The sequence below is a fragment of the Nocardioides sp. JCM 18998 genome (genome assembly GCF_055391535.1).
In genome coordinates, this window is sequence record NZ_AP043886.1 from 3,536,313 (window position 1) to 3,549,905 (window position 13,593).

A 13,593-nucleotide genomic window follows, 5' to 3' on the forward strand; every position below is an offset into this window, starting at 1 on the left:
GGGTACCTCCGTCGTATGCGGATCGCGATCACCGGGGCCAGCGGCAACGCCGGGACGGCGCTGCTACGCACGCTGAGCGCGCACGGTCACGAGGTGGTGGGCATCGCCCGGCGACCGCCCGGTCCGGACAGCCCGTATGCCGCGGCCCTCTGGCACGCCCTCGATCTGACCGGGCCCGACGCCGAGCAGCGCCTGACCGAGGCGTTCGCGGACGTCCATGCCGTCGTCCACCTGGCCTGGGCCTTCCAGCCCACCCACGACCGGGCCTACACCGAGCGGCTCGACGTCGGGGGCACCCGTGCGGTGACCGGGGCGGTTCTCGCCGCAGGGGTGCGGCACCTGGTCCATCAGTCCTCCCTGGGGGTCTACTCCCCCGCTCCGGACGACGACCGCCCGGTGGCGGAGACCTGGGCGCGGGAGGGCATCGTGACCTCGCCGTACAGCCGGCACAAGGTCGCCGTGGAGCGCCACCTCGACGAGATGACGATCCAGCACCCCGAGGTCGTCATCGCCCGCACCCGGCCCGTGCTGATCGGCCAGCGCACGATGGGCTCGGGGCTGCTGCGCTACGCCGTCCCGGCGCTCCTCCCGGCGGCGGCCCTCAAGCGGGTGCCTCTCCTGCCGGTCGACGGGCGGCTACGACTGCAGTTCGTGCATGCCGACGATGTGGCGAGCGCGATCCGGCTGATCGTCGAGCAGCAGCGCGCCGGTGCCTTCAACCTCGCCGGCGACGGCGTCGCGCGAGTCGAGGAGCTCGCCCGGGCGCTGGGTGGGCGCCACGTCCAGGTCCCGCTGCCGGTCCTGCGCGCCGCTGCGGACCTCACCTGGAGGGCGCACCTGCAGCAGGTCGACGTCGGCTGGCTCGACATGGCCTACCAGGCGCCCCTGCTGGACAGCACCCGCGCGCGGGTCGAGCTGGGCTGGACCCCGCGCCACACCACGACCGACGTCCTTACCGAGGTTCTCGCCGGGATGCGCGAGGCCGCCCACGACGACACCCCGATCCTGCGACCTCGCCGGGTCCGCGACGGCCTCGTCCAGGCGCTGCACGGCGCCCCGGTGGCGCGTCGGCACCAGCCCTGACCCGGGCAGGATGTCCTCATGACCCTGCTGCCACTCCCCCATGCCCGGCCCACCGTCCACGAGACCGCGTACGTCGCTCCGGGAGCCTTCGTGATCGGCGCCGCGACGGTGGAGGCCGAGGCCAGCATCTGGTTCAACGCGGTGGTCCGCGCCGACGCGGAGGCGATCTCGATCGGCGCCGGCAGCAACCTGCAGGACCTGGTCGCGGGACACGCCGACCCCGGCGTGCCGCTCACGGTCGGTGCGAACGTGTCGGTCGGGCACAGCGCTGTGCTGCACGGCTGCACGATCGAGGACGATGTCCTGGTCGGGATGAACGCCACCGTCCTCAACGGTGCGGTCATCGGCGCCGGCTCGATCGTCGCCGCCGGCGCGCTGGTACCCGAGGGGATGGCCGTGCCGCCCCGCTCCCTGGTGGCCGGCGTACCGGCACGGATCCGACGCGAGCTCTCCGACGACGACGTCGCCCTGATCCGGCTCAACGCCGAGCACTACCGCCAGCTCGCGCTCGGGTATCGCAGCGCCTGACGCCGCGATACCCGACCTCCGGGCCGATCCGGCCTACGGCTCCTGCTGGGCCGGCGCCGAGGGCGACGCGGTGCCGTGCAGGGCGGCGTTGATCTCCTGCTCGGTGAGGGGGCGCCACGGCGACGGCGCGTTCAGCGTCCCCGGTGTGGCGGGGCTGTCGCCCTGGGTCCACCACTGCGCGACGTACGGCACGCCGTCGAGGAGGACCCGGTCGCCGGCGTGGTACGTCTTGTCGATCCGCCAGGTCGGGTAGTAGTCGGCCGGCAGGGTCGGCGTCGGGCGCGGCGACTCGCCGGGCAGCACCGGACCGATCAGGGTCCAGGGCGTGGCGTCGCCGTTCTCGAGCGGGTCGTCGGGCACGTCACCGGAGGTCCACCACTTGGCGACGTAGACGTTGCGGTGCCACACCACCCGGGTGCCCTCGAGGTACACCTGGTCCGGCTGCCAGATCTGGTACGGGCTGGTCGCCGGGTCGTCCGACGGCACCACCGTGGGGTTGCTCGACGGGCCGTTGCTCGCGGCCTCCGTCGCGACGGACGACTCGTCGAGGTGACCGGTGCCGCCCAGGGTGCTGGCGAACTCGCCCGCGTCCTGCTTCACGCCGCTGCAGGCGTCGGAGACGATCGTGACGTCGGGATAGTTCGCGCCGCACGCCCGGTCGCGGTTGAGCGACCACATCGAGAGCCGGCCGAGCTTGTGAGCGACGGCGAAGGAGCGCAGCCGCTGGGCGTCGAGCAGCCCGAAGACCTGGCCCGCGGTGTCGTTCTGCCCGATCATCGCGGTGGCGCCGAGCCGCTGCCAGGCGCCCACCGAGGTGAGGGCGTCGCCGGCGCTCGCGTAGAGCGTGCGCAGCTGGTCGTGCGTCGCGGTGAGCGACTCCTGGGCGGCCTCGCCGATGGTCTCGTTGCTCGGCAGGTCGTTGCCGTAGTCCATCGTCATCACGTTGACGCCGGCCAGCTTGACGCCGGCGCTCAGCATCGCCGAGACCGCGGCCTGACCCGTCTGCACCAGTCCGCTGCGGGCCACCGGCACCGTCAGCCACACCTGCACGTGGGTGCTCGCCTGCAGCTGGGCGATCGCCTTCGCGCGGCGTTGCGCGGCGGCGGTGTCGTCGAGCGCGGCGCCCTCGAGATCGAGGTCGATCGTGCGGAGGTGGTAGCGGCTCACCACCTCCTTGTACGCGTCGTACAGGTCGGTCTCGGACGTGCACGCCACGGCGAGCTCGGTGTTGGCCTGACCGCCGAAGGAGACGATGGCGGAGCCACCGCGCTGCTGCAGGCGCGCGATCCGGCGGTCGAGGTCGAGCTGCTCGCCCGCCTCGTCCAGCGAGTACGCCGCGCCCCAGGACGGGGAGCACGAGCTCTGCGGATCGGCGACCACGAACGCGAGCACGGCATCGCGCGAGGCGGCGTTCTGCGGGTCCTCGAACGACAGCTGCGGGGTCGCGGTGACATCGACGTACCCGGCGAACCCGGGGCCCGCGGCCTGGTCGAGCGCGCGGCTCTCCTGGAACCAGTTCCAGCCCCGCAGCGAGGCGAACACCGCTGCGAGGAGAACCACGACCAAGATCCCGGTCCGCTGCAGCGACAACCGGCGACCTTCGAACTGACCCACGGGATCCTCCCCCATATTCTTTGTGCCAGGTGCTCAGATTCGCGAGAGCGCTGCCGAACTCTTCCTATCGGTAGCAAATGCGCGATCCGAAGAGAATCGGGAAAATACGATGAGCGGCGTGATCGACCGGCCGGCTGTTGAGCAGTCGACCGCACAGACCTCGACAGGACCTCGGCGGCAGTGGGGTGCGGAGCGGCGCTCCGAGCCCATGCCGATCGTGCACCTGCAGCCGAGCATCGCCAAACTGGCGTGGGGCCGGGTCGCGATCGTGGTGACGATCCTGTGCTGGATCGGCTACGTCGTCTCGACGGTGGTGCGCCGTTTCCTCGACGACGGTGGCGGCTTCCGGTTCACCATGGAGGCGATCGGCTACCTCGCGGTGGTCACGTTCCTGACCTGGTCCGCGCTGATGTACCTCGTGGCCCGCCAGGGCGCCCTGCGCCGCTTCCGGGACCACCGTCGTGTTCCCCGGGGCCTGCTCGACGCCCACTTCACCGACGAGCACGACGCGCTGACCGTACTGGTGCCGTCCTACGCGGAGGAGCCGGACGTGGTGCGGCTGACGCTGTGGAGCGCGGCGCTGCAGGAGTTCCCCGACCTCCGGGTGGTGCTGCTCCTGGACGACCCGCCGTTCCCGACCGACCCCGAGACCCTCGAGCGTCTCAACGTCACGCGTGCCCTGGCGGCCGAGATCGCCGATGCCCTGGCCACCCCGCACGGACGCGCGATGCGGGCCTACGAGCATGCCCGCGCCCAGCTGGCCAAGCAGCTCCCGCAGGCCGACCTCGCGGAGGATCACGAGGAGGGCCTGGAGTACGCCGTCGCGCCGCTCGCCCTCGTCCGCCGGCTGGCCGAGTCCTACACCGCGGCCGCCGAGTGGCTCGAGGAGATGGGCGTCTCCGAGACGGTCGCCGACCACGTCAGCGAGTTCTTCGTCGACCAGGTGCTGATGGGGCTCGCGAGCGAGCTGCGGCTGACCCTGCTCGCGCTCGAGTCGATGCTGCGCGAGCGCGACGCCGAGCTGCCCGCCGCGCGCCTGCTCGAGCTGCACCGCCGCCTGATCTGGATCTTCGGCGCCCGTCTCGACACCTTCGAGCGCAAGCGCTACGCCTCGCTGTCGCAGGAGGCCAACAAGGCGATGAACATCAACGCCTACCTCGGCCTGATGGGCGAGCGCTGGCGCCAGACCCGGACGGCCGCCGGCATCGAGCTGCGCAAGGTCGCACCGGACGCCCCGGCCCAGACGGACGACATCGACATCGAGAACACCACCTACGTGCTCACCCTCGATGCCGACTCGCAGCTGCTGCGCGACTACTGCCTGCGGCTCGTCTACTTCCTCGAGCAGCCGGAGAACGACCGGGTCGCCATCGTGCAGACGCCGTACTCGTCGTTCCGCGGTGCCCCCACCCGCATCGAGCGGATCGCGGGTGCCACCACCGACATCCAGCACATCCTGCACCAGGGCATGACCGCGTACGACGCGACGTTCTGGGTGGGCGCCAACGCGGTGATCCGGCGTGAGGCGCTGGAGGACATCGTCGAGGTCGACACCGTCGGCGGCCACGAGATCCGGACCTACATCCAGGACCGGACCGTCATCGAGGACACCGAGTCCAGCGTCGACATCGCGGCCGCCGGCTGGCGGCTGATCAACTACCCCGAGCGGCTCAGCTACAGCGCCACCCCGCCGGACTTCGGCTCGCTGGTCGTGCAGCGCCGCCGCTGGGCCAACGGCGGCCTGCTGATCCTGCCCAAGTTCCTCCAGACGCGCCGCCGGCGCGCGGAGGTGGGGCGCCCGCTCAAGCACCTCGAGGTCGCGCTGCGGGTGAACTACATGGCGTCGCTCGCGTGGGCGAGCGTCGGGCTGATCTTCCTGCTGTTCTACCCGTACGACGGGCGTCTGCTCAGTCCGCTGGTGGTCGGTGCGGCACTGCCCTACTTCATCGCGATGTCGAGCGATCTCAACCTGTGCGGGCACCGCTACCTGGACGTCTTCCGCATCTACGGCTTCAACCTGGTGCTGCTGCCGGTCAACGTGGCCGGCGTGCTCAAGTCGATCCAGCAGGCGTTCACCGGGGAGAAGATCCCCTTCGCCCGTACGCCCAAGGTGCGCAACCGGACCGCCTCGCCGGGCCTGTACGTGGTCGTCCCCTACCTGGTCGTCATCTACTCCGTACTCACGGCGTGGCGCGACTACCACCACCACAACTGGGGCAACTTCGCCTTCGCCGTCTTCAACGCCGTCCTCGCCTTCGGCGCCATCCGCGCCTACATCGGGATCGGGAACTCGCTGATCGACATGGCGATGGGCGTGGCCAACTGGCTGATGGTGCCGAAGCGCAAGCCGGCCCCGGCGCCCGCCGTCGCCGGCGTGGCCGGTGCTGACGGGGTCGACTGGGCCTCGATCCTCTACCACGGCGACCGTCGCCTCGGCCGCGACCTGCGCCGCCGCGACGACCGTCGCCGTCGGCTGACGAGCCGCCGCTGAGCGGGCGCCGTCAGGACACCGGCGTCAGGACACCGGCGTCAGGACACCGGCGTGAGGGCGACCTTGATCGCGCGGCGCTGGTCCATGGCCTCATACCCCTCGGCGACGCGGTCCATCGGCAGGGTCAGATCGAAGACCTTCCCGGGGTCGATCCGGTGCTCCAGCACCAGGTCGAGCAGCTCGGGCAGGTAGCGGCGCACCGGTGCCATCCCGCCCGCGAGACCGATGTTCTTGACGAACATCCGGCGCACCGGGAGCTCGACGCCGTGCGGCGCCCCGACGAACCCGACGGTCGAGCCCGCGCGGGCGACCTGGAAGGCGGTGTCCATCGACTGCCCGGTGCCCACGCACTCCAGCACCGCGTCGGCGCCGATGCCGACGGTGAGCTCGTGGATCGCCGCCACCCCCTCCTCGCCGCGCTGCGGGACGATGTGGGTGGCGCCGAAGGCGGTGGCGATCCGCTGCCGGCTCTCGTGGCGCGACATCGCGATCACCCGTTCGGCGCCCATCACCGACGCCGCGAGCACACCGCACAGACCCACCGCGCCGTCGCCGATGACGACGACGGTGCCGCCTGCTCGCACACCGGCCGAGACGGCCGCGTGCCAGCCGGTCGGCATGACGTCGGTGAGCGCGAGCAACGAGGGGATCAGCGCGGGATCGGGTGCGCCGTCGAGCTTGACCAGGCTGCCGTCGGCCTGGGCGACCCGGGCGAGCTCGCCCTGACCGCTGAGCGTGAAGCCACCGTGCGGGCACGCGGACTGGGCGCCGGCCAGGCAGTCGGGGCAGGTGTTGTCGCAGTGGCAGAAGGGCACCACGACGTGGTCCCCGACCCTGACGGTCGTGACGTCGGACCCGACGGCGACGACCTCGCCGAGGCACTCGTGGCCGATGGTCATGCCGGGCGTGATCTGGTTCTCGCCGCGGTAGTTCCACAGGTCGGATCCGCACACGCATCCGGCCGTGACCTTGACGATGGCGTCGGTCGGCGCGGTGATCTCGGGGTCGGGGACCTCGGTGTAGCGGATGTCGAACGGGCCCTGCAGCGTGGTGGCGAGCATGGGTCTCATCCTCGCAGGGATGCGCCACGCCGCATCGCTGGCGTTGCGATATCTCATATGTGAGTTACCTTGGTGCGCATGACGGATGACTACAAGGGCCGCATCGGCAACCTCGTCCGGGACGCTCGCAAGCACCGCGGGCTGACCCAGGCGCAGCTGGCGGAGCGCCTGGCCACGAGTCAGAGCGCGATCAACCGGATCGAGAAGGGCCAGCAGAACCTCTCCCTCGAGATGATCGCCCGGATCGGCAGCGCCCTCGAGTCCGAGATCGTCGCCCTGGGCGCCGGCCCGACGCACCTGCGCGTCACCGGCCCGACCACCCTCGAGGGCGAGATCGAGGTCAAGACCTCGAAGAACGCCGGGGTCGCGCTGCTGTGCGCGACGCTGCTCAACAAGGGCCGGACGACGCTGCGCAAGGTCGCCCGGATCGAGGAGGTCAACCGCCTCCTCGAGGTGCTCAACTCCCTCGGCGTGCACACCCGCTGGCTCAACGAGGACAACGACCTCGAGATCATCCCGCCCAAGCAGCTGCGTCTGGACGCCATCGACGAGGTCGCCGCGCGCCGTACCCGCTCGGTGATCATGTTCCTCGGTCCGCTGCTGCACCGCAGCGACACCTTCCAGCTCCCCTACGCCGGGGGCTGCAACCTCGGCGAGCGCACCGTCGAGCCGCACATGGCGGCGCTGCGCCCCTTCGGCCTGCAGGTCAAGGCGACCGACGGCTCCTACCACGCCAGCGTGGACGCGGGCGTGCAGCCGGTGCGCCCGATCGTGCTCACCGAGCGCGGCGATACCGTCACCGAGAACGCGCTGATGGCCGCCGCCCTCCACCCCGGCACCACCGTGATCCGCAACGCCTCGTCCAACTACATGGTCCAGGACCTGTGCTTCTACCTGCAGAAGCTCGGCGTCGCCGTCGACGGCATCGGCACCACCACCCTCACCGTCACCGGCGTGGCCGAGATCGACGTCGACATCGACTACGCGCCGTCCGAGGACCCGATCGAGGCGATGTCGCTGCTCGCCGCGGCGATCGTGACCAGCTCCGAGATCACCATCCGCCGGGTGCCGATCGAGTTCATGGAGATCGAGCTCGCGACGCTCGAGGAGATGGGCTTCGTCTACGAGCGCAGCGAGGAGTACGCCGCCCGCAACGGCAAGACCCGGCTGGTCGACATCGCCACCAAGCGGTCCCTGCTCCGGGCGCCGCTCGACAAGATCCACCCGATGCCGTTCCCCGGGCTCAACATCGACAACCTGCCGTTCTTCGCCGTGATCGCGGCGGTCGCCCAGGGCCAGACGCTGCTGCACGACTGGGTGTACGAGAACCGCGCGATCTACCTGACCGAGCTCAACAAGCTCGGCGGCCAGGTCAAGCTGCTCGACCCGCACCGCGTGATGATCGAGGGTCCGACGCACTTCTCCGGCACCGAGATCGTCTGCCCGCCGGCCCTGCGACCGGCCGTGGTCATCCTGCTGGCGATGCTGGCCGCCAAGGGCACCTCGGTGCTGCGCTCCACCTACGTCATCGCGCGCGGCTACGAGGACCTCGCCGAGCGGCTCAACCAGCTCGGCGCCAACATCGAGCCCTTCCGCGACATCTGACGGCCCCGGAGGCCGAGCCCTCCGGAGGTCGAGCCCCCGGAGGTTGAGCCACCGGAGGTCGAGCCTGTCGAGACCGGTCGAGCCCCGGGGTGATGCGGTCTCGACGGGCTCGACGTTCGGGGCCGATATCGTTCGGCTATGACGACTGCCGCGGTCGTGGGCAGTGGGCCCAATGGGCTCGCTGCCGCCATCAGGCTCGCCCAGGGCGGGCTGTCGGTCACGGTCCTCGAGGCGGCCGACCGTGTCGGTGGGGGCACGCGCACGAGCGAGCGCACCCTGCCGGGCTTGCTGCACGACGAGTGCGCCGCCTTCCACCCGATGGGCGTCGCCTCGCCGTACCTCTCCTCCCTCGACCTGGAGCGGCACGGCCTGCGCTGGCTCTGGCCCGAGCTCGACCTGGCCCACCCGCTCGACGACGGCCGGGCCGCCGTCGCGACGCGCTCACGAGAGCGCACGCTCGGCTCGCTCGGCGAGGACGCCGAGCGGTGGGCACGGCTGCTCGACCCGGCGGTCGACGACTTCGACGCCCTGATGGACGACGTTCTCGGACCGGTGCTGCACCTGCCCCGCCACCCCGTCACGCTCGGCCGATTCGGGATGCGCGCTCTCCCGCCGGCCACCGCGACCGTACGACGCTTCCGTGACGAGCCAGCCCGTGCGCTCTTCACCGGCATGGCCGCCCACGCCTTCGGCCGGCTCGACCTGCCTCTGACCAGCTCGGTCGGCCTGGTCCTGGCGGCCTCCGCCCAAGCGGTCGGCTGGCCGGTCGCCGAGGGCGGCAGCGGTGCGATCGCGGCCGCGCTCGTCGCCGAGCTGGAGGCCCACGGCGGGCGCGTCGTCACCGGCGCGCGCGTGGACTCGCTCGACCGGATCCGCGAGATGCTGGGCGCCGCTCCCGACGTCGTCATGCTCGACACGGCACCCCGTGGCGCCGTGGACATCCTCGGCGACCTGTTGCCGACACGGGTGCGGCACGCGCTCGAGCGGTTCAGGTACGGGCCGGGTGCGTTCAAGCTCGACCTCGCCGTCGAGGGGGCGATCCCGTGGACCAACCCCGACTGCGGCCGGGCCGGCACGGTCCATCTCGGGGGAAGCGCCGCACAGGTCGCCGAGGCCGAGGCCCGGACGGTGCGGGGCAGGCTCGCCGAACGGCCCTTCGTGCTGCTCGGCCAGCAGTGGCTCGCCGACCCGGGCCGCTCGCGCGACGGCCTCAATCCGGTCTATGCCTACGCCCACGTGCCGCAGGGCTATACGGGCGATGCCACCGAGGCGATCCTCGCCCAGATCGAGCGGTTCGCCCCCGGCTTCCGCGATCGGGTCCGCGCCGTCGCCGGTCGTGGCCCCGCCGAGCTCGAGCGGTACAACGCCAACTACGTCGGTGGCGACATCAGCGCCGGCGCCAACACCGCGCGGCAGATCGTCGCGCGACCGCGGCTCGCCGCGGACCCGTACGCGCTGGGCGTGCCGGGGGTCTACCTGTGCTCCTCCGCGACACCACCTGGTGGCGGGGTGCACGGCATGGCAGGCTTCCACGCTGCCGAGGCCGCGCTGCGACGCATCTGACCGCCCGCTCTCCGCTCACACGTGCGGCGAGGGACGGGCCGACCGCCCCCGGGCGGCACGCTCGGCGGCGCTGTGAATCTCCACGACGGCCCGCTCCTCGGCGACCAGGCGCTCGGTGGCGATCCGCGCCTGCGCGGCTCTGAGGACGTCGAGCGCGTGCCGCTCGGCGGCGATGAAGTGCCAGTAGGTGACCTGGACGGCACACAGTGCGATCACGAAAGCGGTGTGCATCAGGACCCACGGGAGCGGGTTGCCGCTCACACGAGGATCGGAGTAGACAGCGTCCGGCATCCAGATCCCGGTGACCAGGTGATGGGCCGCCACCAGGATCACGGCGACAGCGAACGAGCCCGCGCTCTGGAGGAGACCCACGGCCGCGAGCACGACGAAGAAGTCGAAGTGCAGGTCGGTCAGGCCTCCGCCGGCGCGGACGAGCGCCGCTGCACCGAAGACGAGGCCGACGGTGACCGCATAGGTCTGGACCGTTCGTCGGTGGCTCATCGACGCGAGTGCGGCGGACGCGACGCTCACGGCCAGTACGAGGTACAGCATCACGCGGTGGCTCGCCGCCATCCCGCTGGTCGGCATCGTCATGCCGAGCATCACCCCGGAGTGAGCGGGCTCGGAGGACCAGGCGCCCTTCACCTCGCCGACGACGAGGACCATTGGGATGTGCAGCCACAGGACGGTGAGCAGCACCCGGAAGCGCTGGGCGAAGGCATCGTCGGCGACCTCGACGCGCGGCACGATCCTCTCGAGCGCGGTGGGAACGAAGGACGCCACAGCAGGACGGTAGGGCCGCCGCCGCTGGCGATCCATCGAAATCCGGCAGATCAGGACCAGGCCCGGGACCTCCTCCCGCTCCGGGTCGCTGCCCGTAAAGTGCGCGCTGTGTCTGCCCCCGTCCTCGCCTTCGCCCATCGCGGCGGGGCCTACCACCCCGAGATCGAGGGGCTGGAGAACACGCTCGCGGCGTTCGAGCACGCCGTCGGGCTCGGCTACACCCACCTCGAGACCGACGTCCACGTCACCCGCGACGGGGAGCTGCTGGCGTTCCACGACGCGGTCCTGGATCGGGTCACCGATCAGAAGGGCGCCATCGCGGAGCTGACCCTGGCCGAGGTACGGGCCGCCCGGATCGGGGGCCGCCACCAGGTCCCCACCCTCGCCGAGCTCTTCGACTCCTTCCCGGACGCGACCTTCAACATCGACCTCAAGGCGCAGGGGGCGGTGCCGGCCCTTGCCGCGTTCCTCGACGCTCGCAATGCTCACCGGAGGGTGATGGTCGGCTCCTTCGGGGTCGCCCGCCTGCGGGCGTTCCGGCGGCTCACCGACGGGCGTGTCCCGACGAGTGCCCACCCCGTCGAGGTCGCCGCCTACCTGCTCTCGCCGAGCCTCGGGCTGGCGCGCCGCCTCGCCGGCGACGACTTCGCCGCGTTCCAGGTGCCGCACGATCGGCGCATCGCGGGTCGCACCCTTCCGATCGTGACCGCCGCATTCGTCGAGCGGGCCCACCGGGCCGGCAAGCAGGTGCACGTATGGACGATCGACGACCCCACCGAGATGAGCGCGCTCCTCGACCTCGGGGTGGACGGCCTGATGACCGATCGCACCGATCTGCTGAAGGAGGTGCTGGTCGCCCGCGGCCAGTGGCCGGCGGACGGCCGGGACGCGACGCAGGACCGCGCATGAGCACGATGCAGGACACACCGGGCGGCCTGGGCGACTTCGCTGCCGTACGTCGGCGCCAGCAGCAGAACGCCTGGAACTGGTACGACTGGGCCAACTCGGCGTTCTACACGACCGTTCTCACGGTGATCTTCGGCCCGCTGATGATCACCGTCGCCGGCCGCGCCGCCGGCTGTGGCGAGAGCCCGGACGACACCTGCTCCAAGACCGTCGACGTCCTCGGGCTGCACCTCGCCGCCGGCTCGCTCCCGTCGTACCTGACCAGCTTCGCGACCATCGCGAGCGCCTTCGTGCTGCCGGTCGTCGGGGCGGTGGTCGACCGCAGCGGCCGCAAGAAGGAGCACATGGCGTGGTTCGCCTGGTCCGGTGCCTTCTTCGCCTCGCTGCTGTTCTTCCTGCGCGGCGATCACTGGCAGCTGGCCTCGGTCGCGGTGGTGGTGAGTTCGATCCTGGCCGGCTGCTCGCTGGTCTCCTACTACGCGATGCTGGTCGACATCTCCACCGCCGACGAGCGGGATGCGGCCTCCTCGCGTGCCTGGGCGTTCGGCTACCTCGGCGGTGGCGTGCTGCTGCTGCTCAACCTGATCCTGGTGCAGCTGCACGCCGCCTTCGGACTGGAGAAGGAGATGGCCGCTCGGCTCTCGCTGCTCTCCGCCGCCGTCTGGTGGGCCGGCTTCACCATCATCCCGATCTCCCGGCTCACCAACGTGCCGCCGACCCACGTCGTACCGGAGGAGGGCGGGCTGGTCCGGCGCAGCTTCGGGCAGCTGTGGACGACGCTCAAGGAGGTCCGGGGCTTCCCGATGACGATGACCTTCCTGCTCGCCTACCTCTTCTACAACGACGGCATCCAGACGGTCATCTACAGCGCCTCCATCTTCGGCTCCAAGCAGCTGCACTTCGGTGACTCGGTGCTGATCGCCGCGATCCTGCTGATCCAGTTCGTCGCCTTCGGCGGCGCCCTCTTCTTCGGCCGGTGGGCGGATCGGCACGGCGCATACAAGTGCCTCCTGTACGGCACCTTCGCCTGGATGGCGATCGTCGTGGGCGCGATGTTCCTGCCGGCGCGCAACGTCATCCTGTTCCTGGTCGTCGGCGTCGCGATCGGCATCGTCATGGGCGGCACCCAGGCCCTCTCCCGATCGTTCTACAGCCTCCTCATCCCCCGCGGCCGCGAGGGCGAGTACTTCGCGCTCTACAACGCCTGCGAGCGGGGCACGTCGTGGTTCGGCACGCTGCTGTTCGGCGTGGTCTTCCAGATCACCGGCTCGTACCGTCCCGCGATCGTCTCGCTGCTGGTCTTCTTCGTCCTCGGCGCGCTCCTCCTGCTACGGCTCGATCCGCGGCGCGGCATCGAGGAGGCGGGCAACGCCGTTCCGGTCTCCCTCTGATCACCCGGCGACGACCCGGCGAGACAAGACTTTTTGTGACTCATTCGACGTCATGGACGGAATCTTCGGCCCGCGGTTACCGTTGAAAGGGTCGAAGGGTTCGGAACCAGGTCCCTCCGTCATGGGGGTTCGCCTGAGCCGCCCATTGATCTCTCGGGGGAAAACAAAGGAGGTGGCCCATGGCAGAGCGCACACTGCGCGGTGCCCGGCTCGGCGGTCAGAGCTTCGAGGACGAGCGCGGCATCGAGTTCGCCGCACGCCAGCAGGTCGGCTACAAGTGCCGGCACGGGCACCAGTTCGAGATCACCATGTCCGACGAGGCCGAGGTGCCCGCGACGTGGGAGTGCCCGCGCTGCGGCGCCGAGGCGCTCAACGTCTCCGGCGCGCTGCCGGAGGAGAAGAACGAGAAGCCGGCCCGTACGCACTGGGACATGCTGCTCGAGCGCCGCTCCGAGAAGGAGCTCGAGGAGATCCTGAAGGAGCGCCTCGACCTGCTCCGTGGCGGCGAGATCGGTCCCGCGCACCTGCACCGCCCGAGCAAGAAGCGGGCCAGCGTCTAGGCCAGCGC

General features: G+C 71.0%; 11 protein-coding genes. 8 read left to right on the forward strand and 3 right to left on the reverse strand.

What is annotated here, in order from left to right; translation table 11 throughout:
- The first annotated feature begins 15 nt into the window (after positions 1-15).
- Together ACZ5L9_RS16665 and ACZ5L9_RS16670 are read left to right on the forward strand one after the other, a co-directional pair.
- Entirely contained in the window at positions 16-1,083 is a 1,068-nt protein-coding gene (locus ACZ5L9_RS16665) for an NAD-dependent epimerase/dehydratase family protein (RefSeq protein WP_464529657.1), read from the forward strand.
- Between the two features lie 18 nt (positions 1,084-1,101).
- A complete protein-coding gene (locus ACZ5L9_RS16670) occupies positions 1,102-1,611 on the forward strand; it encodes a gamma carbonic anhydrase family protein (RefSeq protein ID WP_464529660.1) in 510 nt (169 codons plus the stop codon).
- A gap of 33 nt (positions 1,612-1,644) precedes the next feature.
- On the opposite strand, the gene ACZ5L9_RS16675 is transcribed toward ACZ5L9_RS16670, so the two are convergent.
- A complete protein-coding gene (locus ACZ5L9_RS16675) occupies positions 1,645-3,225 on the reverse strand; it encodes a chitinase (RefSeq protein ID WP_464529662.1) in 1,581 nt (526 codons plus the stop codon).
- 118 nt (positions 3,226-3,343) lie between these two features.
- Here ACZ5L9_RS16675 and ACZ5L9_RS16680 point away from each other — a divergent pair, with 118 nt between their 5' ends.
- Positions 3,344-5,716 carry a glycosyltransferase family 2 protein gene (locus ACZ5L9_RS16680; protein ID WP_464529664.1) on the forward strand — a complete coding sequence of 791 codons (2,373 nt, stop codon included), beginning with the start codon at positions 3,344-3,346 and terminating at the stop codon, positions 5,714-5,716.
- A gap of 38 nt (positions 5,717-5,754) precedes the next feature.
- On the opposite strand, the gene ACZ5L9_RS16685 is transcribed toward ACZ5L9_RS16680, so the two are convergent.
- Positions 5,755-6,777: a zinc-dependent alcohol dehydrogenase family protein gene (locus ACZ5L9_RS16685; RefSeq protein ID WP_464529668.1), complete on the reverse strand. Its 1,023-nt coding sequence runs from the start codon at positions 6,775-6,777 to the stop codon at positions 5,755-5,757.
- A gap of 78 nt (positions 6,778-6,855) precedes the next feature.
- Here ACZ5L9_RS16685 and ACZ5L9_RS16690 point away from each other — a divergent pair, with 78 nt between their 5' ends.
- A complete protein-coding gene (locus ACZ5L9_RS16690) occupies positions 6,856-8,382 on the forward strand; it encodes a helix-turn-helix domain-containing protein (protein ID WP_464529672.1) in 1,527 nt (508 codons plus the stop codon).
- A gap of 138 nt (positions 8,383-8,520) precedes the next feature.
- A complete protein-coding gene (locus ACZ5L9_RS16695) occupies positions 8,521-9,945 on the forward strand; it encodes a phytoene desaturase family protein (RefSeq protein WP_464529676.1) in 1,425 nt (474 codons plus the stop codon).
- Positions 9,946-9,960: 15 nt separating this feature from the next.
- Here ACZ5L9_RS16695 and ACZ5L9_RS16700 read toward each other — a convergent pair whose 3' ends face one another.
- Positions 9,961-10,728: a hypothetical protein gene (locus tag ACZ5L9_RS16700; protein ID WP_464529679.1), complete on the reverse strand. Its 768-nt coding sequence runs from the start codon at positions 10,726-10,728 to the stop codon at positions 9,961-9,963.
- Positions 10,729-10,836: 108 nt separating this feature from the next.
- On the opposite strand from ACZ5L9_RS16700, the gene ACZ5L9_RS16705 reads away from it, so the two are divergent.
- The 3 genes from ACZ5L9_RS16705 (at position 10,837) to ACZ5L9_RS16715 (ending at position 13,585) form a co-directional block, all read left to right on the forward strand.
- A complete protein-coding gene (locus tag ACZ5L9_RS16705; protein WP_464529682.1) occupies positions 10,837-11,637 on the forward strand; it encodes a glycerophosphodiester phosphodiesterase in 801 nt (266 codons plus the stop codon).
- Positions 11,634-13,025 (forward strand): MFS transporter, encoded by a 1,392-nt coding sequence (locus tag ACZ5L9_RS16710; RefSeq protein ID WP_464529685.1) that lies wholly within the window; start codon positions 11,634-11,636, stop codon positions 13,023-13,025. Before ACZ5L9_RS16705 ends, ACZ5L9_RS16710 begins: the two co-directional genes overlap by 4 nt.
- A 179-nt stretch (positions 13,026-13,204) precedes the next feature.
- A complete protein-coding gene (locus ACZ5L9_RS16715) occupies positions 13,205-13,585 on the forward strand; it encodes an RNA polymerase-binding protein RbpA (protein WP_464529687.1) in 381 nt (126 codons plus the stop codon).
- The last annotated feature ends 8 nt before the right edge of the window (positions 13,586-13,593 follow it).

What these genes read in the sequence shown, in the direction of transcription:
- ACZ5L9_RS16665 (WP_464529657.1), top strand. Translation starts at nt 16, where the DNA reads ATGCGGATCGCGATCACCGGGGCCAGCGGCAACGCCGGGACGGCGCTG.
- ACZ5L9_RS16670 (WP_464529660.1), top strand. Translation starts at nt 1,102, where the DNA reads ATGACCCTGCTGCCACTCCCCCATGCCCGGCCCACCGTCCACGAGACC.
- ACZ5L9_RS16685 (WP_464529668.1), bottom strand. Translation starts at nt 6,777, where the DNA reads ATGCTCGCCACCACGCTGCAGGGCCCGTTCGACATCCGCTACACCGAG.
- ACZ5L9_RS16690 (WP_464529672.1), top strand. Translation starts at nt 6,856, where the DNA reads ATGACGGATGACTACAAGGGCCGCATCGGCAACCTCGTCCGGGACGCT.
- ACZ5L9_RS16695 (WP_464529676.1), top strand. Translation starts at nt 8,521, where the DNA reads ATGACGACTGCCGCGGTCGTGGGCAGTGGGCCCAATGGGCTCGCTGCC.
- ACZ5L9_RS16710 (WP_464529685.1), top strand. Translation starts at nt 11,634, where the DNA reads ATGAGCACGATGCAGGACACACCGGGCGGCCTGGGCGACTTCGCTGCC.
- ACZ5L9_RS16715 (WP_464529687.1), top strand. Translation starts at nt 13,205, where the DNA reads ATGGCAGAGCGCACACTGCGCGGTGCCCGGCTCGGCGGTCAGAGCTTC.